This is a genomic window from Microcoleus sp. N9_B4, from assembly GCF_036701635.1.
Classification (GTDB): domain Bacteria; phylum Cyanobacteriota; class Cyanobacteriia; order Cyanobacteriales; family Microcoleaceae; genus Microcoleus.
Genome location: NZ_JAUBRC010000026.1, coordinates 1 through 19,675, shown reverse-complemented (window position 1 = coordinate 19,675; position 19,675 = coordinate 1). Strand labels below are relative to the sequence as shown.

The 19,675-nt window shown below is 45.6% G+C and carries 16 protein-coding genes; 8 read left to right on the top strand and 8 right to left on the bottom strand.

Going from position 1 to position 19,675, the window contains the following annotated elements; genetic code table 11:
- The first annotated feature begins 365 nt into the window (after positions 1-365).
- Positions 366-1,187, top strand: coding sequence for an SDR family NAD(P)-dependent oxidoreductase (locus QUA43_RS18020; protein ID WP_333375690.1), 822 nt, complete (start codon positions 366-368; stop codon positions 1,185-1,187).
- Between the two features lie 274 nt (positions 1,188-1,461).
- Here the strand turns inward: QUA43_RS18020 and QUA43_RS18015 are convergent, their stop codons facing one another.
- Complete coding sequence (locus tag QUA43_RS18015; RefSeq protein WP_445301980.1) at positions 1,462-4,401, bottom strand: CHAT domain-containing protein; 2,940 nt, start codon at positions 4,399-4,401, stop codon at positions 1,462-1,464.
- Between the two features lie 84 nt (positions 4,402-4,485).
- On the opposite strand from QUA43_RS18015, the gene QUA43_RS18010 reads away from it, so the two are divergent.
- Positions 4,486-4,815, top strand: coding sequence for a hypothetical protein (locus QUA43_RS18010; RefSeq protein WP_333375686.1), 330 nt, complete (start codon positions 4,486-4,488; stop codon positions 4,813-4,815).
- A gap of 272 nt (positions 4,816-5,087) precedes the next feature.
- Here QUA43_RS18010 and tsaB read toward each other — a convergent pair whose 3' ends face one another.
- The 3 genes from tsaB to QUA43_RS17995 all read right to left on the bottom strand — a co-directional run bounded on the left by tsaB (position 5,088) and on the right by QUA43_RS17995 (position 8,106).
- Positions 5,088-5,933, bottom strand: a complete 846-nt coding sequence (gene tsaB, locus QUA43_RS18005; RefSeq protein WP_333375685.1) for a tRNA (adenosine(37)-N6)-threonylcarbamoyltransferase complex dimerization subunit type 1 TsaB — start codon at positions 5,931-5,933, stop codon at positions 5,088-5,090.
- Between the two features lie 2 nt (positions 5,934-5,935).
- Complete coding sequence (locus QUA43_RS18000; protein ID WP_333375683.1) at positions 5,936-7,648, bottom strand: serine/threonine-protein kinase; 1,713 nt, start codon at positions 7,646-7,648, stop codon at positions 5,936-5,938.
- A gap of 209 nt (positions 7,649-7,857) precedes the next feature.
- Positions 7,858-8,106 (bottom strand): Ycf34 family protein, encoded by a 249-nt coding sequence (locus tag QUA43_RS17995; protein WP_333375682.1) that lies wholly within the window; start codon positions 8,104-8,106, stop codon positions 7,858-7,860.
- Positions 8,107-8,214: 108 nt separating this feature from the next.
- Here QUA43_RS17995 and QUA43_RS17990 point away from each other — a divergent pair, with 108 nt between their 5' ends.
- Positions 8,215-9,477, top strand: a complete 1,263-nt coding sequence (locus QUA43_RS17990; RefSeq protein WP_333375680.1) for a CCA tRNA nucleotidyltransferase — start codon at positions 8,215-8,217, stop codon at positions 9,475-9,477.
- A gap of 294 nt (positions 9,478-9,771) precedes the next feature.
- Here the strand turns inward: QUA43_RS17990 and QUA43_RS17985 are convergent, their stop codons facing one another.
- The 4 genes from QUA43_RS17985 to QUA43_RS17970 form a co-directional block, all read right to left on the bottom strand.
- Positions 9,772-10,119, bottom strand: a complete 348-nt coding sequence (locus QUA43_RS17985) for a DUF952 domain-containing protein (protein ID WP_333375679.1) — start codon at positions 10,117-10,119, stop codon at positions 9,772-9,774.
- A gap of 19 nt (positions 10,120-10,138) precedes the next feature.
- Positions 10,139-11,731, bottom strand: coding sequence for a CocE/NonD family hydrolase (locus QUA43_RS17980; RefSeq protein ID WP_333375677.1), 1,593 nt, complete (start codon positions 11,729-11,731; stop codon positions 10,139-10,141).
- 345 nt (positions 11,732-12,076) lie between these two features.
- Complete coding sequence (locus QUA43_RS17975) at positions 12,077-12,514, bottom strand: cupin domain-containing protein (RefSeq protein WP_333375676.1); 438 nt, start codon at positions 12,512-12,514, stop codon at positions 12,077-12,079.
- A gap of 394 nt (positions 12,515-12,908) precedes the next feature.
- Positions 12,909-13,679 carry a cysteine hydrolase family protein gene (locus tag QUA43_RS17970; protein WP_333375674.1) on the bottom strand — a complete coding sequence of 257 codons (771 nt, stop codon included), beginning with the start codon at positions 13,677-13,679 and terminating at the stop codon, positions 12,909-12,911.
- A gap of 209 nt (positions 13,680-13,888) precedes the next feature.
- Here QUA43_RS17970 and QUA43_RS17965 point away from each other — a divergent pair, with 209 nt between their 5' ends.
- The 5 genes from QUA43_RS17965 to hisA all read left to right on the top strand — a co-directional run bounded on the left by QUA43_RS17965 (position 13,889) and on the right by hisA (position 19,524).
- Entirely contained in the window at positions 13,889-15,334 is a 1,446-nt protein-coding gene (locus QUA43_RS17965; RefSeq protein ID WP_333375673.1) for an amidohydrolase, read from the top strand.
- Positions 15,335-15,447: 113 nt separating this feature from the next.
- Positions 15,448-16,587, top strand: a complete 1,140-nt coding sequence (locus tag QUA43_RS17960; protein WP_333375671.1) for a serpin family protein — start codon at positions 15,448-15,450, stop codon at positions 16,585-16,587.
- 131 nt (positions 16,588-16,718) lie between these two features.
- Entirely contained in the window at positions 16,719-17,921 is a 1,203-nt protein-coding gene (locus QUA43_RS17955) for a glycoside hydrolase family 10 protein (protein ID WP_333375670.1), read from the top strand.
- Positions 17,922-17,935: 14 nt separating this feature from the next.
- Positions 17,936-18,613 (top strand): TIGR02117 family protein, encoded by a 678-nt coding sequence (locus QUA43_RS17950; protein WP_333375668.1) that lies wholly within the window; start codon positions 17,936-17,938, stop codon positions 18,611-18,613.
- A gap of 137 nt (positions 18,614-18,750) precedes the next feature.
- The gene (gene hisA, locus QUA43_RS17945) at positions 18,751-19,524 is read left to right on the top strand and encodes a 1-(5-phosphoribosyl)-5-[(5-phosphoribosylamino)methylideneamino]imidazole-4-carboxamide isomerase (RefSeq protein ID WP_190661173.1); all 774 of its coding nucleotides are present in this window, start codon (positions 18,751-18,753) and stop codon (positions 19,522-19,524) included.
- Positions 19,525-19,675 lie beyond the last annotated feature (151 nt).

Below are 19,675 nucleotides of genomic sequence, written 5' to 3'. Positions count from 1 at the left end.
CAGGCAAAGTCCGCCTTCGCGGACTGAAGAAAAAGCGGTAATAAAGCCCGCTTGGTCATGATTTCCGACTAGGTTTGCCCATCTCAGGTTTGTCTGCTTGCATGAGGTTACATGACCAGATATTTGACTGATTCCTGGCAAACCAAAAGTTTAGTTCAACTCACGCGCACGTTAGCGATTCAACAGTTTTGGGTTTTGAGTTAACCCCACGAATAAATTAGGCTTATCGGAACAAGATAGCCTTTTCAACAATTATGAATTATGAGTTGTTATCGCCAAAACACTCAACTCATAACTAATAATTCACAACTCACAACTCATAACTCCGTGCCGCGGTGAGCATCAACCAAAAGGTTTAATCTATTATGCAACTTCAAGGAAAAACAGCTCTTGTTACAGGAGCTTCGCGCGGAATTGGGCGATCGATCGCCCTGGAATTAGCGCGACAAGGAGTCAAACGTTTGTTGATTGTGGCGCGCAACCGCAAGCAATTAATTGAACTGGCAGAGGAAATCGATGTTTTGGGCACAGAAGTAGTGCCGTTAGCTTTGGATTTAACTCAGTCAGTAGCGGTGAATATTGCGATCGCCCAAGCTTGGCGAGATAGCGGCCCGATTCACCTGCTAGTCAACTGTGCAGGCGTCGCGCACCAAGCATCTTTCTTGCGTTCCCCGCTGCCATTAATCGAGGAAGAAATCGCCTTAAATCTGCTCGGAACCTACACAATTACCCGCTTGATAGCTCGGCGAATGGCGACTCAACAAGAGGGAACAATCGTCAATGTTTCGAGCTTAATGGGCAAAATTGCCGCTCCCACAATGGCGACTTATTCTGCTACCAAATTTGCCATTTTGGGATTCACGCAAGCTTTGCGTAGCGAGTTAACTCAGTACAATGTTCGAGTCACAGCTTTGCTGCCCTCTCTAACAGATACCGACATGGTGCGAGACTTGGAGCAATTTCGCTGGGTAGTGCCCACAACTCCCGAAAAAGTTGCCCTAGCACTTGTCGCGGGATTGCACAAAGATGCGCCGGAAATCTTAGTAGGATATCAAAGTCATTTAGCAGTTTGGTGTCACCGAATTGCGCCTTGGTTGCTGGATTTTGTGTTGCGGATGGCGACTCCAGAACTACGGGATAAATCGCGCGGCCGCAAATTGCGGGAGGCTTTAGCTAGCGGGCGATAAACCCTTTTATGGGCGGGCTTTCCGGCCCAACCCCTACTCCCCACAAGAAAACTCATTCTTTGTGGAACGGGCATCTTGCCCGTTGCGGGCTCTTCGGCCCATTGGTGTCAACTTAAGCTGTCAGCCCGCCCACCCGGTAGTCCGCCAGGGAATGAATTCCCTGTCGGATTGTCGGATTGTCGGACTACCTGTTTAACCTGTTTATTGACACCAATGGGCATTGCCGTTTCCCTACAAGGGCTATGTACTTACTTACCAGCAAAAGTGCTGTATATCATTTCCACTCGCCTTGCAAGGTAAAAGCAGCCCAATAATAAGGAGATTTCCATTTTTCCTCCTGCATCATTTCAATCTGCGCCGCCCTCAAAGCTGCCGCCGGCGCTAACTTTTGTTGCACCATTTTCTGATAAAACTTTTGCATTAACACAGCAGTTCCTTCATCATCCACACTCCACAAACTCACCGCCACCCGCTGCGCCCCCGCATACATAAAACCCCTTGTTAATCCCACCATTCCTTCGCCTTTAACATTCTGTCCCATGCCCGATTGGCAAGCACTTAAAACCACTAAATTTGCCGCCAGTTTCAAGTTGAAAATATCCGTGAGGCGCAAAAAACCATTGACAAGATTGCCTTTGTCATCTACCATCGACATCACCATTCCTGACAGTTCGGGATTTTTACTGTTGGCAAGGCCGTGGGTGGCTAAGTGAATGATTTGATAATTGACTAAATTTCCATCGGTAGCGGTAGTGCGACTGGCATCAAAATCAAATATTTGACGGCTAGAAGCTGAGGGGAATAAGCTGGATATTGTTTGGGCTTCTTGGCGGGTAAATGGTAGACGATCGGGGGGCCATTTTATCTCGGAAGCACGAAGCGAGCGATTTAAACCGAGGTTATTTGCTTCTAATTTTTCTGTTGTTGCTTGGGTGATTTTTCCTTTAATTCTTTCATCGTCTGGACTGAAAACAGGGTCTGCTAAAATTGCTAAAGTTTGGCTGGGCGGTTTTCTATCTCCGTAATTTTGCCTGAGAATAGCGAGAGTTGAGGCAGAAGGCAGAGTGATAATTTCATGTTCGGCAATTAAGGAAACATTGGTATTTTGTCCGGCGGTTTGGGGAAGAGTTAAAGCGGGAAAAGGGGTATAGTGCAGCACGCCGTCGGGAACAATTAATAAGCGTTTGTTTGCTAATTGGGCTGCGGCGGGCTGTAAAATTATTTGACCGAGATTTGCACTTGCTTGGGCAACTTTTTGGGGAATATTTCTCTGGGTTGGGCTAGTGACTGCGGTGCGGAAAGCCACTGCTGCTGTTTCAATGTCGGCGCGTTTTGGCAATTCATAGCTAGTTAGTCCCGTTGATGTCACCACCCACAAATAACTGCGAGATTCGCCCAGGGAATACTGCAATAAAATCGTGTTTTCATCGAGAATCTGTTTCTGAATTTCTGGCAGCGTTAAAGGTTGGGGTTGGGTGAGGGCAGCGTAGCGGGGGCTGGCGGTACGAATCTGGGCTTGAATTTGCTGATATTGTTGCAAAAGTGCGAGGCGCTGTTTGTCGATTTCAGCGATTTTAGTTGCGTTGGGGTTGGGGCTGCTGATTGTTTCGATGCGCTGCTTTTCAATGGCATCGAGTTGCTGTTGCAGGCTCTTTTCTTGTTGCAGTAACTCGGGGGAAATGCCTTCGCGAATGTTGGCGTTACTTTCTTGCAGGAGTTCGAGGAGGCTGCGGGCCCTCGAACGTTCGCTGGCTTCTAAGGCTTTTGTATCGTAACCGGATTGAGGATTAGTTTTATGCAGTTGCATTAACAAATCGATGTAGAATTCGTAGTAGTTTTGTACTGTGGCAAAGTATGAGCTGCGGAGTTCTGGGCTGGCTATTTTGGTGCGGAGATTTTCGATGATTTTGAGAGAGGATTCAATATCGTTGAGGGCTTCGGTAAGATTGTTTTGAGCGCGTTTGACAGAAGCCATGTTGTAAAGGGTGACAGCTTCTGTTCTAGCGTTACCGACGGCCTGACTCAGGAGAAGAGATTGGCTGTAATATTCTAAAGCTTTTTGTTTCTCTCGCAAAGCCGAGTAGATAGCGCCAATGTTGTTGAGGGTGGTAGCTTCCACTGAGCGATCGCCGGTGGCCCGAGTCAGGGGAAGGGATTGGTTGTAATATTCTAAAGCTTTCTGTTTCTCTCCCAAATCTGAGTAGATGCGGCCAATGTTGTTGAGGGTGATAGCTTCCACTGAGCGATCGCCGGTGGCCCGAGTCAGGGGAAGGGATTGGCTGTAATATTCTAAAGCTTTCTGTTTCTCTCCCAAAGCCAAGTAGATACCGCCTATGTTGTTGAGGGTGGTAGCTTCCACTGAGCGATCGCCGGTGACCCGAGTCAGGGGAAGGGATTGGTTGTAATACTGTAGCGCTTTTTGTTTCTCTCCCAAATCTGAGTAGACTAAGCCAATGTTGTTGAGAGTGACAGCTTCCCCGCTGCGATCGCCTGTGGCTCGTTTTAAGGGAAGGGATTGGTTGTAATACTGTAGCGCTTTTTGTTTCTCTCCTAAAGCCGAGTAGATAGCGCCAATATTGCTGAGGGTGACAGCTTCCCCGCGACGATCGCCGATGGCCCGTTTCAAGGGAAGGGATTGGTTGTAATAGTCTAAAGCTTTTTGTTTCTCTCCCAAATCTGAGTAGACTTTACCAATGTTGTTGAGGGTGATAGCTTCCCCGGTGCGATCGCCGATGGCCCGTTTCAGGGTCAGGGATTGGTTGTAATAGTCTAAAGCTTTTTGTTGCTCTCCCAAATCTGAGTAGACTTTACCAATGTTGTTGAGAGTGATAGCTTCCACGCTGCGATCGCCGATGGCCCGATTCAGAGGCAGCGATTGGTTGTAATAGTCTAAAGCTTTCTGTTGCTCTCCCAAATCTGAGTAGACACCCCCAATGTTGTTGAGGGTGACAGCTTCTTTCTCGCGATCGCCCGCTTCTCGATACAGTTTTAATGCTTCTTCATATTTGACGATCGAACCTCTTAAGGCTTCCGCTGTTCCTTGTTCGTAGAGTTTCTCTGCTTCTTCATATACTTTTTGGGCAGCCTCGCTACTGTTAGTTTGTGCTGTTTGTACGGCGTTGCCAACGAGCACGGCTGCTGCCACTGGCTGACTTAGCTGAAGCGAAAGTGCGATCGACATACCGGTCAAAACCCATTGAGTGCGATCGAACATAACCACCCCTTTTGTATTTTTGTCAATCTTACTCACTAGCCCGCTTAGTGTAAAGGCAGGAAGAAGTGAGGGCGATCGGCATTTTTGCTAGAGTTAACAAGTAGTGCGATTCCCTGCGGGATCGCTACGCCGCGCGTACTTTTTCCCAGCATGAACAACATCCTAACTACCCCCGATCCCGTAACCAGCCACTGGGATTGCCCCGAATGCGGCGGCACCGGTACCCTCAGCCCAGAAATTTGCCCTGTTTGCCTCGGAGCAAAATACATCGATCTGGCGACAATAACTAACTGGATGCTTGATTTTATGGAATCTCGCGGCTGCGATCGAGCTGAGATCGATCGATTGCGAACCGAAAACCCAGACCCGCTAACATTAACTTTTTGCCTCGAAGTTTGTATCGCCCTTAAATAAACAACGATATCAAGTCTACTTAATGGCTTATAAATCATTTACGGGCATCGGGCATGGTCGGAAAAAAAACGCACTCTACAAGTTGATTTAACTTATATCTTGCACCATTCTCAATTAGCCTTTTAGGAACAGGCATCTTGCCTGTTCCACAAAGAGTAGATTTTCTTGTGGAACAGGCATCTTGCCTGTTAAGCGAGAATGGTGCAAGATGTGAGTTTAACAGAAACGAAATAATGCCCAATGCCCTATTCCCAATGCCCAATTCCCAATATTCAGTGTCCCTTAACCGGATGTTGCCCGTAAAAAGGCAAAGCATCCGACCAATCAGGGCGACTTCCTTGTTTCCACTCCAAATAAGCTAATTCCAACACGCTAGAAACCGACGAACCCAACTCGCTGCCAACTTCAATTAACTGATAGGAATTCCCCCAATTATCCAATTTTTCCTGCCAAGATTCAGGAGTCATTACCGTATCGGTAAACAACTCAGTTACACCAGAATCTTTGTTAACTGAATAAACAGCCCCAAACAATTGACCCCGCTGTGCAGGCATTTGCACCGCGATATCATCTCTCAAAAGCCCCCCCTTAGCAAGGGGGGGTTGGGACTGGGCGGGTTCATTTTCTTGTAGGGGCAAACCCCCCGTGGTTGCCCCGATGCCTGAAATGCCCATGAAATCATCTGTGGGTGGGGGCGGGCACGGGGGCACCGCCCCTACAAAATCGCGGGGGGGTTCCATATTCAAAAGCCCCCCCTTACCAAGGGGGGGTTGGGGGGGTGCAGCCCAAGCCACAGCCGCCAGAGTTGAAACCGCAAAAACCGGAATATCCAACTGTTGAGCCAAAGTCCGCGCCGTCACCATACCCATCCGAGTCCCCGTGAAACCTCCGGGCCCCTTCGCCACTGCAATAAAAGCCAAATCCGCCCAAGTTTGCGGCCCAATAAACTCGACTAAATACTGATGCAAATGAGTTGCTAAATCGCGATCCAAATTCCAAGTTTGGCAGCGAGAATCTCCCGCAAAATTGCTGATGGCTAAACCGAGTTCGCGACTAGCTGTGTGCAGGGCTAAGCCGTATTTTTTAACTGATGTTCCGTCTTGGGGATTGCTATTCACGATTACTGATAATTTTCCTTAACAAAAAACAGTGGCAAAGCTACAACTAAGCAACCCAAAAGAATGCCAAATATTCCCGTATTTAAAATCCTAGAATTACCCATGCCGCCACTCATCAAAAACAGCACTACTAAACTTGCAAATAAATTTTTATTGGCAAATTCTTTGTGTTGGGAAACTTGATGCTTCACCGTCATAAAACCCGACGAAACTATTAGGGCGAACCAAGAATTAAAAATGACTATTTGAGAGCCAAAGATAAACCACACTAAGGCAAACATTAGCGCATCTATCCAAAAATCCTGAGTTTTCAACTTCGGCAGCCAAAATTCTTGGGTAGCAACAGGGGCGATTTTCTTGAGTAATTGATTGTGTTGCAGCCGCACGAGTTTGTTTCTCAATTTAATCTTGGGATCGATTTGCAATATTTGCTTCCACTCCGGGCGGCGAGAATTGTTGACTCTTCCCAACAGCTTCACGGCTGCGACTTTATTTAACTGCAAATCGGTGAGTCTGGTGGCAATTATTTGAGATAAGTGCGGATAGTAAACGGGGTTGTCTTCGGTTCTATTGATGACGATATTGAGCTGTTGCTTGGCTTGACTGACTTGGATTGTAACATTGTAGGGGGCGAGATCCTCTTGCAAAGCTTGCTGAATTTCGGCTTGCTGTTGGCGAGTGAAAAGCGACACACCGGGCGCAGGTGTAACCACCCGTTCTGCGGGCGTTTCCGGCGCGTCTAGCACCGGCTGTGCGTCTAAATACACCGGTTTGGGGTTCAAGTGCCGGATGACTGCTGATGCTGAACTGTAGCGCCGATTGGTGGCACTTTGAAGCATGGTGTCGAGGATGCGGCCGAAATCATCACTAACAGCAGTCTTCAAATAATTTCGCCAAGCCCAAGAATCCTCTGTACTGTCGAACAAATCGAAGGGAGGAATTTCAGTCAGCAAGTGAATGCAGGTAACGCCCAAACTGTAGATATCGCTGGCAAAAACTGCTTTCCCCATCAATTGTTCTGGGGCTGTATAAGCAGCACTGCCGATGATTGTACCAGTTTGCGGCAAGCCGGTTGCTGTTACTTTCTTAGCTGCACCAAAGTCTACTAAAACAATATCTTTTTGGAAAGGAGAGGGTTGATAGGAATTTTCTAAGGCGGGTAAAGGGGCTGGAGTTAGCCGGCGGCGAATGATATTTTCTGGTTTGATATCGCGGTGAATGACTTTGGATTTGTGGACGAAGTGGAGAACTGGCAATAAATCGTTGAGGATTTGCCGAATTTGAGTTTCGGTGAATGCTCCTTTTTGTTCTAATTCTCTGGCTAGGTTTTTGCCGTCTATAAATTCTTGTACTAAATACTGTCTCCCCTCTTGTTCAAAATGCGCGATTAATTCTGGAATTTGGGGATGTTTTCCCAAGGTTTGTAGCTGGGCTGCTTCTTGGTGAAATAGTTGAGCGGATTTTTCTGCTGCGGTATTTTGCGGGAAAAATTGCTTGATTACGCACTGCGAAAAAATCAGGGGTTTGGTTTCATCAACTGCTAGAAATGTTCGGCCAAAGCCTCCTTGCCCGATCGGCTTTATGGTTCGGTAGCGAGATGCTGATGGTGTTTCTGCGTCAATAGTTAACAACAATTTTGATCCGCAACTTTGGCACAATTCTGCATCACCTAGGTTTTGCGGATTCTGACAAGTTGGGTTTAAGCAATAGCTCATTTGATTTTAGATTTTAGATTTTAGATTTTAGATTGAAGAATTGGTAATGGGGAATTGGTTATTAGAAGTAGGTTGGGTTGAGTGATAGCGAAACCCAACACTTATTTTAAATGAAGAGTTGGGTTTCGTAACCTCAACCCAACCTACATATTTTGAATTTCACTCTTATTGAGAACCGCTATAATGACAATTGTCAACAGTCAACTGACTTAAGTCGGGACGAGTTCGCCTGGCCGCAATTTTGCCCATTTGCCGGTCTCTTGCTTGAAACTCTCACACCCAACTACATCCCATTCCATTTCAATTTCGTCTTGGCGGGGACGGATGTTGACGTTGATGGTGGGTTCTACGGGGTCGAAATCGGGTGTTTCGGTGAGGTGAAGCTGTTCGTGCTGTTCTTCTACGGCGTAGTAGGTGAAGCAGCGGTCTACATAGTGGCAGTTAATACAAATACACATTCTTGATATCCTCTGTGCATTTCAAAAAGATTGGTGAAATTTGAGCTTTCTGTTAATCTAGCGTAGCAAGAGTTTAATTGTTTGTAAGGAAAGTAGATTTTTGTTGCGATGCCGATTAATTTGCCCTCTTCATTATCTCCTGATACTTGGCCGTTTGATTTGGAACTGCTGACACCGCCTGCTTATCTGGTGGGCGGTGCGGTGCGGGATGCGCTGCTGGGGAGGCGATCGCACTATTTTGATTTAGATTTCGTTATGCTAACACGGGCCGTGAAGACTGCTCGAAAAATTGCCGATCGCACGAATGGTGGATTTGTCTTGTTGGATGCGGAACGGCAAATTGCGCGGGTTGTATTTGCGGGCGGTACGGTGGATTTGGCGCAGGCGGAAGGGGGGAGTCTGGAGGGGGATTTGCGGCGCCGGGATTTTCGGATAAATGCGATCGCCTGCAATCCTTTTACAGGAGAAATCATCGATCCTTTGGACGGTCAAACTGATTTGCGCTTGGGTTTGCTGCGGATGATTTCGCGGTCAAATTTGGAGGACGATCCGCTAAGGTTATTAAGAGCATACCGCCAAGCGGCGCAGTTGGGTTTTGCGATCGAACCTGAAACTCAATCGGCGATTCGGGAATTAGCGCCGTTGTTGAGTCGGGTAGCGGTGGAACGGGTGCGGACGGAATTAGGTTATTTGTTGAGCAATCCAGAGGGTGTTTCTTGGATTTGTCGCGGTTGCGAAGACGGTTTGTTTTCGATTTGGTTTGAAAGTGCGATCGACCGTTTTGATATTTTGACTAAAATTGATGCGTCTGCTGCCAAGTTAGCGACAATTTACGCGGAATTAGGGAAGGAATTCGGGCGTCAGATTCGAGATACGATTAAAACGCCGTTGTTGGCTGTCGGCAAGTTGGCTATTTTGGCAGATTCTGACCCGACAATTGCTGAAACTCAGTTGCTGCGGTTGAAGTACAGCAATGCCGAGATTAAAAGTGCGATCGGGCTTTTGAAATACTTGCCCAAATTGCAAGCAAAACCTATCGCGGAAATGTCTTTGCGAGAACAGTATTTTTTGTTTCGGGATGTGGGAATAGTATTTCCAGTTTTAGCGGTTTTGGCGGTGGCTGCGGGAGTTGCGATTGATGAAATTTCACTGTTAATTAATCGCTATCTGGATAGGGATGATATTATTGCTCATCCCACACAATTAGTTAGCGGCAATGATTTGATGGAATATTTGAAATTGCCCAGAAGTCCGCGCATCGGTCAATTGTTGATGGAGATTCAATTAGCGCGGGTTGAGGGGAGAATTGCGACTCGCGAAGATGCGCTGAAATTGGCGGCAGAGTTGGTAGATAAATCAGTTGAAGTTTAGATTTTCCACTAATGTTAGAAACGGGCAAGATGCCCCTTCCACAAAAGATAAAATTTCTTGTGGGGTGGGCTTCTAGCTCGCCCTAAAAAGATAAAATTTCTTGTGAAAAGTTGCTCAGAGCAACGCCCTAAAAAGTTAGTATACAATGGTGCAAAATGTGCATATTAACTTAGATATTGCACCATTCTCAATTAGCCTTTTCTGAACAGGCAAGATGCCCCTTCCACAATAAAATTAAGTGTCTTGTGGCACGGGCATCTTGCCCGTTCTTGAGAATGGTACAAAATGTGCATATTAAACAACATCCCTTAGTTCTTCTGGTAATTCAAACTTACCATCGGCACCCGGTTCAAACTCAACAACTTTCAACACAGCATCAACATTCAGCGGCCCGTAAATGTGCGGGTAATTCTCACCCGCCGCCAACTCATACTTAAGTTCAGCTTGCACTTTGTCCGAGTCAATCAAAAGCAGCAGCAATCCTGTTTGTCCCACAAAAAATTTATTAGCAGATCTAAGAACTTGTGGCAGAGTCGAACAGTGGATAAATCCTTCTGTATCTAGCGTATCTCCGCGATAGGATTGAACTTGTTTTGCTTGTTCCCACTGTTGGCTGCGGGTGATGTGAAAGATAACGCTCATAATTGAATAAGTTCTAGGTTTAATCGACAATTGGCAGCAAAATTTGAGACGGACAATTCCCGCCACAACTTACTGTCAGCGTGATAATTTTAGCATCGATCGCCCGCGCTTCACCGGGAGGCGCACCCGTTCCCGGATTTACATCGTAAGCGGGGAAACAAGCCGCACTCAAACTCAGACGCAACGCATTACCTTGGGCAATTTGCATACAAGTGGCTTGCAGCACTATTCTTACAGGTGTTTCATCTGAATTAACCCGCACGTAACCTTGACTAAAATTGTAGACGCTGCCGCTATGTTTGACCTCAGAAAGTATCGCACACAAATCAAAACTCGACGCATCGGCGGTACAAAATACTTCGACAATTATATCTCCAGCTAAGTGCAAATCTGTTGTTAGCGGTGCCGAAGTGTATGTTAACACATCGGTGCGGCAGTCAATAGTCGATCGCTCCATCGCACCTGCAGGAAATGCAGCGTGACCTCCCAAGGATGGTACCGGCCGCCAAGGGTCATGTACGAATATATCATCAGTCCCAACATCCGCGCAACAATCTGTTAAAATACCCGCATCTTCTCTCATCGCGGCAAGTCCGGTAGTTGCTAAAAAATAAGATTTATGATTATTATTAGGCCATTTATCAAATTTTCGCCAATCATTCCTCCCCATCTCAAATAGCGAAATCGGCCGCTCATCTAATATTCCTGTATCAACTCCTTTGAGGAATTGATCAAACCAGCGAATTTGCAACTCATCCACAGGATTTGAAGCTGCCAAACCATAATCCAACGCTCCAACTTTTCGCCCCCAAGGTAAATGCGCCCAAGGGCCAATTATCAAATGCTGCGGACAGGAACTCCGGCTAGCCATTTTTTTGTAAAGATGGATTGTTCCCCGCAAATAAGTATCAAACCAACCGCCAACGTGCAGCATTGGCAAGTCTAAATCTTTGATGTTTGGCGATAACTTTTCCCAATACTCGCTCGGTCGATAATTATCCAACCAATCGTGATAATATGAGTCTGGTGCAAGATTTTTAATAATCTCAGGACGCGCGGGTACACTATCGTATAGCGGGAGATTTCTCGAATCTGCATAAAAGGCTTGATAGGCAGAAATATCGGCTTTTAAGCGAGCGGTTTCTGCGGCTAGCTGAATTGCCCAGCCGAGATTTGATTGCAGGCAAAACGCGCCGCCTTCATAGGCCCAATCTGCGTATAAATTGCCGCCTACCATTGCCGGACAAATTGTGATTAATGCGATCGGTTTAGCAGCCGCCGCGTAGAGTTGAGTCATGCCTTGGTAAGAAAAACCGTACATTCCGACTTTGCCGTTACTTCCAGGCAAATTAGCTGCCCAATTGACGCTATCAAAACCGTCTTGTGTTTCGCTAACAAACAGGTTAAATTCGCCTTCGGAAGTGCCGCGTCCCCGCACGTCTTGGATGACAACGATGTAGCCGTGTTTGGCGTACCATGCGGGATGGGAATATACTAATGTAGAGGCGATCGCCCTTCCGTAAGGTTGCCGCATTAACAATACTGGAAATTCGCCCTCCGCATCGGGGCGGTAGATGTCAGCATCTAAACGAACCCCATCTGTAGTTAGCATTGACGCTGTTTCTTTCGGGCAAAGTTTCAGCATAAATCCTCAAAAACATCAAATAAAAAAGTTAGTAGTAACTGAGATGTTGCACCCTTCTCGATCAGCATTTTATGAACAGGCAAGATGCCTGTTCCACAATAAAATTCATCTCTTGTGGAACAGGCATCTTGCCTGTTCTTAAGGGGCAAGATGCCCAACCCCTACTCCCCACAATAAAATTCACTCTTTGTGGAACAGGCATCTTGCCTGTTTTTGAGAATGGTGCAACATCTCAGTAGTAAGGGCTTTAGCTTTTTCTCTAAGGACTCAAGTCCTTACTACAAACCTAGGACTCAAGTCCTTACTACAAACCTAGCACGGTACGAGTACATCCGATCGCCCGAGAACTCTCATATCTTCCTCATCGAGTTCGACTGGTGTACCGCTGCGAATTAGTTCCACAAAATCCTCATTCGGCACCATAATGCACAAAGTGTACAAACGTTCACTCCCCGTATTCTCAATTACGTGAGTGCCAGTTGGAGGCACTAACAAACTATCTCCAGGTTGAATACTAACTGTTTTGCCGTCGCAGGTTGCTTGCCCACTTCCTTTGAGTACAAAAAACATTTCTACTGCCAATTGATGGCGGTTGGGAGGAGTTTTGCCGCCCACATCGAAAATCTCCACGCAAACTGTTAATGAAACATTAGCTATTACCGGATCGAAGACGATCGCTAATCTATTAGTATCGCCCGGACTGATGCGAAATGCTTGGTAGTCTTTCGGAGACTTTATAACAGGAATCATGCACTGGTTTGTCATTTTTTTATTGTTAGTTGTGAGTTTTTATGTTTCTGTTGTCATTAGTGAGAATCCCGAGTCATTAGTTCAGGACTTACTAAACCGGCTTTGTCTGAAAAATCGTTGTTTGATAACTAGAGATTTACGAATAAACCTGGTTTCTGGCATCGAGTAAGTCCCAATACGCTTGGGTTAAAACTGTTTATTCCCCGGAGATCCCCCTAAATCCCCCTTAAGAAGGGGGACTTTGAGTAAGTTCTTGTCCCCCCCTTAAGAAGGGGGGCTAGGGGGGATCGGGCTTAACCCAAGCGTATTGGAGTAAGTCCTGTCGCAGTTTAGCCTCAAAAATGTATTCCTAATGACTGCTGACTAATGACTAATGACTAATGACTAATGACTACTATTTAATTGCTTCTAACATAGCCTGAGAATCCGACAAAAAGCCAAAACATTGTTTAACGTTATAAAGAGTAGCTTGCCAGCAATAGTCGGGAGATGTCGTAGCTGTACAATCTTTGACTAAAATACAGTCGTAACCGAGGAAATTAGCATCTTGCAGGGTAGCCATGACGCACTGATCGGCGTTTACTCCTCCAAAGAAAAGTGTAGTTCTGCCGAGGTTCCGCAAGATACTATCTAAAGGAGTATCCCAAAAGCCACTCATCCGATATTTATCAACACAAATATCCTCCGGTTTGGGTTTTAATTCATCCACAATCTGCGCCGCCCAACTCCCAGCCATCAGTACAGGTGCGTTGTTTTTTGGCAGCGGATCTCCCAAACCTATGCCGTCGCCTGTGGGATTGTAAACGTGACGGGAAGCTGCACTAATATTGAGCAAATCGGGGCGGTTTCCCCAGTTGATCCAAATAATTGGTACTGCGTGCGATCGCAATTTTGGCAGCAAATTTGTTAAAGGATTAATTGGAGTTCTGGCGGGCGTTACATCTACGCCAATATGTGCTAGCCAACCGTCGGGATGACAGAAATCGTTTTGCATATCTATCACCAACATTGCTGCTTTTGCTAAATCCAAACGCAGAGTTTTAGTTTCTGTTTCCAGAGTAACAGGTTGAGGCGCGATCGGCGATCGGGTGATATCGGCAATTTTGGCATCAACTTTCCAAGCATTCGGCGGTACGCCCAAGGTGCGGAGAGAATCAGGATTCATATTGATTTTGACTCAAAAACAATTTCAATCTTATAACTATTTGATTGTCACTAACTTGTCATATCTTAAATCTTGGTTATAATTAAGTATCAGCGGCAACTATTTGAGAGTTTTTAGGATTTATTAACTTTATTACAGGCGACCGCCAATGTTAGCGCCTGGGAAGCATACAATAAAAATTAATGTAAATTTACAAAAAGGGTAAATCTATGAGCTTTACAATTCAAAATGCTTTAATTCCGGTTGACAGCGGTTATGAAACTACAGACGTGCAAGTGGTGGATAATTGCATAAGTGCGATCGGGCCCAATAACCCCCCCTTTAATTCCCCCCCTTACCAAGGGGGGGATAGGGGGGGTCAAACAGTTATTAACGGCAAAAATAAGCTGCTGCTACCCGGTTTTGTCAACGCCCACACTCACTCTTCAGAAATGTGGCAGCGGGGCATTATTCCCCCTTTGCCGCTGGAGTTGTGGATTGCCGAATTGTACGATTTTACACCTCTCGATCCCGAACAAGTTTATTTAAGTGCCTTGGGAACTGCGGTAGAAACATTGCTGTCGGGCGGTACAAGCGTCGTCGATCATTTAGTTTTGATTCCGGGGCAAGAATTAGAGACAATCGCAGCAGCAGTTCGCGCTTATCAAGAAATCGGTATCCGCGCTTTTATCGGGCCGTTAATTCAAGATGAATCCCTGACAGCGGGAATGCCTGCGGGCGATAGTGGCATCGAACACGCGGCTTACATTCGCTCGACTAAGGCAACTTTGGAATTAATGGAAACAGCCATAAAACAGTTTCACAATCCCGAAAAAGGTGTTAATATGTTGTTGGCGCCGACGGGAATTCAACTGTGTTCCGATGCTTTGTTTGAAGGCTGCATCGATTTGAGCGATCGCTACAATCTTTGTCGGCACGCCCACCTATTAGAAACCCCCGCTCAAAAACAGTTAGCTTACGAAAAATACGGCTGTAGCGCTGTCGAACACCTGCAAAAAATTGGTTATTTAAGTCCCCGAACTTCCTTAGCGCACTGCGTTTGGCTAGACGATTCCGACATGGCGATTATGGCAGACACTGGAGCGACAGTCGTACACAATCCCCTCAGCAACTTGCGGCTAGGAAGCGGGATAGCGCCGATTTTGAAATACCGTCAAGCGGGAGTCAACGTATCTTTTGGCTGCGACGGCGCTGCTAGCAATGACTCTCAAGATTTGCTGGAAGCAATTAAAATTGGTTCGATTTTGCATAATATCACGGATTTGGACTACCGCCAATGGATTACACCGCGCCAGTCGGTAGAAATGGCCTCGCTGGGAGGAGCAAAAGGCTTGAATCTAGCCGATGAAATGGGTTCGCTGACAGTCGGTAAAAAAGCAGATTTTGTGCTGTATGATTTAACCAGTTTATCATTGCTGCCACGCACAGATCCGATCGGCTTGCTGATTGTGGGACGCCCGACTAATGCGGTAGATAGCGTTTGGGTAAACGGCAAGCAAATTGTTGCCGAAGGTAAGGTGAAAACGATCGATGTTGATGCTTTGAGGCGGGAATTATTCGATCGCAGCGAGTGGAATAGTGAGCGTCAATCGCAAACAGTAAGTGAAATAGAAGCCCACTATCGAAAAGTCATGAACCTGCAAGGCTATTCTTAAAAAATTAACCAATTGAATATGATATCATGTCCGGTTGAATCACATAATTGGCGCCGTCACTAAAAATTAACGCAATCAACCTCGGAAATCCCAATCACTCAGAAGCTCTAGCCATGACACCCCCTAACAACCAGATAAATGTAGACGCCAGACTTGTTGCAGCTAATACCAAATTTGGTTTTAACTTGTTCAACACCCTCAGCAAACAACAGCCGAATCAAAATATCTTTATTTCCCCTACTTCGGTCGCCCTCGCACTGTCAATGGCATACAACGGAGTCAGCGGAGAAACCAAACAAGAAATGACAAAAGCTCTCGAATTAACGAAAATGAGTCCAAAAGCAATTAACGCAGCAAATCAAAATTTGCAAAAGAGTTTGCAAAAAAATGATCCCAAGATTCAAGTATCAATTGCCAACGCGCTTTTTGTCAGAAAAGGCTTCTCATTAAAACCAGAATTTTTGCAAATAAATCAACAATACTACCAAGCCAATATTAGCGAAATAGACTTTCAGAGTCCGCAAGAAGCTCTCAGCATAATTAACAACTGGGTGAGCCAAAAAACTCAAGGACAAATTGATAAAATAGTCACGAAAATCACCCCGAGTACACTTTTATTTTTGATTAACGCCATCTATTTCAAAGGCAATTGGGAAACACCATTTGATAAATCTCAAACTGCCAACAAAACTTTTTATTTAACAGACAGCAGTTCCAAAGAGCATCCAATGATGTCCCAGAGCGGCTCTTATCGGTGCTACGAAACAGACACTTTTCAAGCAGTCAGTTTACCTTACGGCAAAAAAGGCGCTCTGAGTATGTATATTTTTTTGCCAAACTCCAATACCAATTTGGCAACTTTCTCGCAGCAATTAACAGCAGAAAACTGGAATAAATGGATGCAAGAATTTAGAGTTAAAAGTGGAATGATTGAAATACCGCGCTTCAAAATGGAGTATGAAGTTCAACTGAAAGATACACTTATAGCTTTGGGAATGGCAGAATTTTTCGGTGGAGTGAAAACCGACTTTTCCCCGATGACTGATAGCCAAGTAGAAGTAGAATCGGTAACACACAAGACATTTGTCGAAGTTAACGAAGAAGGTACAGAAGCAGCAGCCGTGACTGTAATTGAGTTAACGAGATCTATGCCGGCTTTTCAAATGAATGTAAACCGTCCATTCTTTTGTGCTATTCGAGACAATACTACAGGAACAATATTATTTATGGGTACTATCGTTGACCCCCAATAATATCAAAAATAGTAGGTGCATCAGGAAATGTTCGATCGACTTTTAATCAAATAACCCTAGCTGACGCACCCTAACAAGCTAATTATACGGTAAAATATCAGTCTAAAAATAAGCATATTTGCGAAAAATTGATGATTAAATTGCACAAATGGCAGCGGATACTGGCTTTAATACTTGTTTTTACGATCGCCCTTACCTCCTCCGCGATTTTATCCCCCCGTCTCTTGGCTCAAACCCCGCCCACCACCCCAAAAACCGAAGTGCGCGGCGTCTGGCTGACGAACATTGACAGCGACGTTATCTTCTCCCGCAACAACATCATTGACGCTGTAAATCGACTGGATCAACTCAATTTCAATACCATCTATCCGACGGTTTGGCAAGGAGGCTATACGCTTTATCCCAGCGCTGCCGCCCAACGAGTATTCGGACAGTCGATCGACCCATCGCCCGGATTGAAAGACCGAGACATCCTCAAAGAAATTATAGCACAATCCCGCCAAAAAGGTATAGCAGTAATCCCCTGGTTTGAGTTTGGTTTCATGGCTCCCGCCGAATCGGAATTAGCCACACTTCACCCCGAATGGCTGGCGCAGCGGCGCGACGGTTCAACTATTTGGAAAGAAGGCCAACACGAGCGAGTTTGGCTGAATCCCTTTCATCCCGAAGTCCAGCAATTTATCTTAGATTTAATCCTAGAAATTGTCGATAATTATGATATAGATGGCATTCAATTTGACGACCATTTCGGCTTGCCAGTAGAATTTGGCTACGAACCGTTAACCGTGTCAATGTATCAAGAACAAATCAAAAGTCCTCCCTCCAACGACCCCCGCGAAACCTTCTGGGTGCGCTGGCGCGCCGACAAAATCAACGACTTCGTGGGGCGAGTTTCCCGCGCCATCAAATCCCGCAAACAAAAATGTATTGTCAGCTTATCTCCGAACCCTTTTCACTTTTCTTTACCCGCCCACTTGCAGGACTGGTTTACCTGGGAAAGACGCGGCTACATTCAAGAAATTGTGTTGCAGGTTTATCGCAGCGATATCAAGCGTTTTAGTGCCGAACTGGAACGGGAAGAAGTTAAACTGGCTAAACTTAACATTCCAACTGCGATCGGCATTTTAACAGGCCTTAAAAATAATTCCGTGCCCCTCAAACAAATTCAAGAACAAGTGCAAGAAGTGCGAAAAAGAGATTTCGCTGGCGTGTCGTTCTTTTTCTACGAAAGTTTGTCGAATTGGGCGAAGGAAACCCCCGAACAGCGCAATTCGGCATTGCAAGAATTCTTTCCCACAAAAATGCAGCGCCCGCCATCCGAAGGCAGAATTTGAAACCCACGGTTAAAATGAGAAAAATCATACAGCGCTTAGGAATTGTCATCTTATCTTTAAGCGCTTTCTTAACAATTGGCTATCTCACTCCCACAAAGTCGGGAGATTACTCGCAAGCAGATTGCACAATCTCTCTATACATTTCCAACCAAGGCATCCACACCGAAATTATTGTTCCAGTTAAAAATGAATATTTTGACTGGAATCAATTTTTACCGCTAACAGAAATAGGGCGGGATGCCACTTCTGATGATAAATATTTGTCTTTTGGCTGGGGAGATCGAGCTTTTATGTTGGAAACTCCCACATCAGGAAGTATCAACCCAGTTACAGCTTTCAAGGCGCTATTTCTCCCTACTCCGTCTACCGTACACGTTCAAAGTTATCGGGTTTTACCCCAAAATATAGAAACCAAATGTGTGAAAATTAGCGGCGAAAATTATCTGAAGATGGTAGATTTTATTAAAAATTCATTTCAATTAGACGCACCAGGTAAGAAAATAAAAATTAGCTACGGCTACGACAACAGCGATAGTTTTTATGAAGCAAAAGGCAGTTACTATGTTTTGAGAACTTGCAACGACTGGACGGCAGAAGCTTTGCAAAAAGCCGAGGTCAATACTCCTTTATGGTCAACGCTTTCTTCGGCGATTATGTTTCATCTTAATAGCGGTTGCGAATGTCACAAATAAATGGTACTAGGCGATCGTAAGACTCTCTTTACTTTAGGTTATAAAATTTATAATGAATGATTATGTATGGGTGGGAATGTTGCCTAAAGTTGCATTCTTTTTTTTAGCTGGTATAATTAGCAATTTGAGGAAAAATTATGAACGTAATTCCAGCGATCGACTTATTGGATGGAAAATGCGTCAGATTGTATCAGGGAGACTACGCGAAGTCTCAAACTTTTAACGACAACCCCGTCGAAGTCGCCAGACAGTGGGTAAATGAAGGCGCGACAATGCTGCATTTAGTAGACCTCGACGGCGCTAAAGCCGGTCATCCAGTCAACCAAGCAGCCATTGAAGCGATCGTCCGATCAGTAGACGTTCCCTGTCAAGTAGGTGGCGGAATGCGCGATCGCGCTTCTGTTGCTGCTATCCTCAATTTAGGCGTCCGGCGCGTCATTCTCGGCACTGTCGCCGTCGAACAACCGCAATTAGTTGGCGAATTGTGCGCCGAATTTCCCGATCGAATTCTGGTCGGCATCGATGCCAGAAATGGTAAAGTTGCTACTAGAGGCTGGCTAGAAACTTCGGAAGTTTTAGCGACAGAATTGGCGCAAAAAATGGCCGAGTTAGGGGCGGCTGAAATTATTTACACCGACATTCACCGTGACGGTACTATGGAAGGGCCGAATTTGGAATCTTTGCGCGAAATTGCTAACGCTATTTCGATTCCGGTGATTGCTTCCGGTGGCGTTAGTTCGATCGCAGATTTGTTGAGTTTGCTGGCTTTGGAACCAATTGGTGTCAAAAGTGCGATCGTCGGTAGGGCAATTTATACCGGCGATATCTTGCTAAAAGAAGCAATTCAAGCAGTCGGACAAGGGCGGTGGCAGGATGTACCCCCAGATTTGGGTTCTTCAAGTTTTGCTTGATAGTCATGTCGAGTTAACTGGCTACCCAATATGTAACAGTTATCAATTTCCGACTCACAATCAACAGTCAACAATCAACAGTCAACAGTCAACAGTCAACAGTCAACAGTCAACAGTCAACAGTCAACAGTCAACAGTCAACAGTCAACAG

Excerpts from the sequence above, each read along its gene's own strand:
- QUA43_RS18020 (WP_333375690.1), top strand. The coding sequence starts at position 366 with ATGCAACTTCAAGGAAAAACAGCTCTTGTTACAGGAGCTTCGCGCGGA.
- QUA43_RS18015 (WP_445301980.1), bottom strand. The coding sequence starts at position 4,401 with ATGTTCGATCGCACTCAATGGGTTTTGACCGGTATGTCGATCGCACTT.
- QUA43_RS18000 (WP_333375683.1), bottom strand. The coding sequence starts at position 7,648 with ATGAGCTATTGCTTAAACCCAACTTGTCAGAATCCGCAAAACCTAGGT.
- QUA43_RS17995 (WP_333375682.1), bottom strand. The coding sequence starts at position 8,106 with ATGTGTATTTGTATTAACTGCCACTATGTAGACCGCTGCTTCACCTAC.
- QUA43_RS17990 (WP_333375680.1), top strand. The coding sequence starts at position 8,215 with ATGCCGATTAATTTGCCCTCTTCATTATCTCCTGATACTTGGCCGTTT.
- QUA43_RS17985 (WP_333375679.1), bottom strand. The coding sequence starts at position 10,119 with ATGAGCGTTATCTTTCACATCACCCGCAGCCAACAGTGGGAACAAGCA.
- QUA43_RS17980 (WP_333375677.1), bottom strand. The coding sequence starts at position 11,731 with ATGCTAACTACAGATGGGGTTCGTTTAGATGCTGACATCTACCGCCCC.
- QUA43_RS17975 (WP_333375676.1), bottom strand. The coding sequence starts at position 12,514 with ATGATTCCTGTTATAAAGTCTCCGAAAGACTACCAAGCATTTCGCATC.
- QUA43_RS17970 (WP_333375674.1), bottom strand. The coding sequence starts at position 13,679 with ATGAATCCTGATTCTCTCCGCACCTTGGGCGTACCGCCGAATGCTTGG.
- QUA43_RS17965 (WP_333375673.1), top strand. The coding sequence starts at position 13,889 with ATGAGCTTTACAATTCAAAATGCTTTAATTCCGGTTGACAGCGGTTAT.
- QUA43_RS17960 (WP_333375671.1), top strand. The coding sequence starts at position 15,448 with ATGACACCCCCTAACAACCAGATAAATGTAGACGCCAGACTTGTTGCA.
- QUA43_RS17955 (WP_333375670.1), top strand. The coding sequence starts at position 16,719 with ATGATTAAATTGCACAAATGGCAGCGGATACTGGCTTTAATACTTGTT.
- QUA43_RS17950 (WP_333375668.1), top strand. The coding sequence starts at position 17,936 with ATGAGAAAAATCATACAGCGCTTAGGAATTGTCATCTTATCTTTAAGC.
- hisA (WP_190661173.1), top strand. The coding sequence starts at position 18,751 with ATGAACGTAATTCCAGCGATCGACTTATTGGATGGAAAATGCGTCAGA.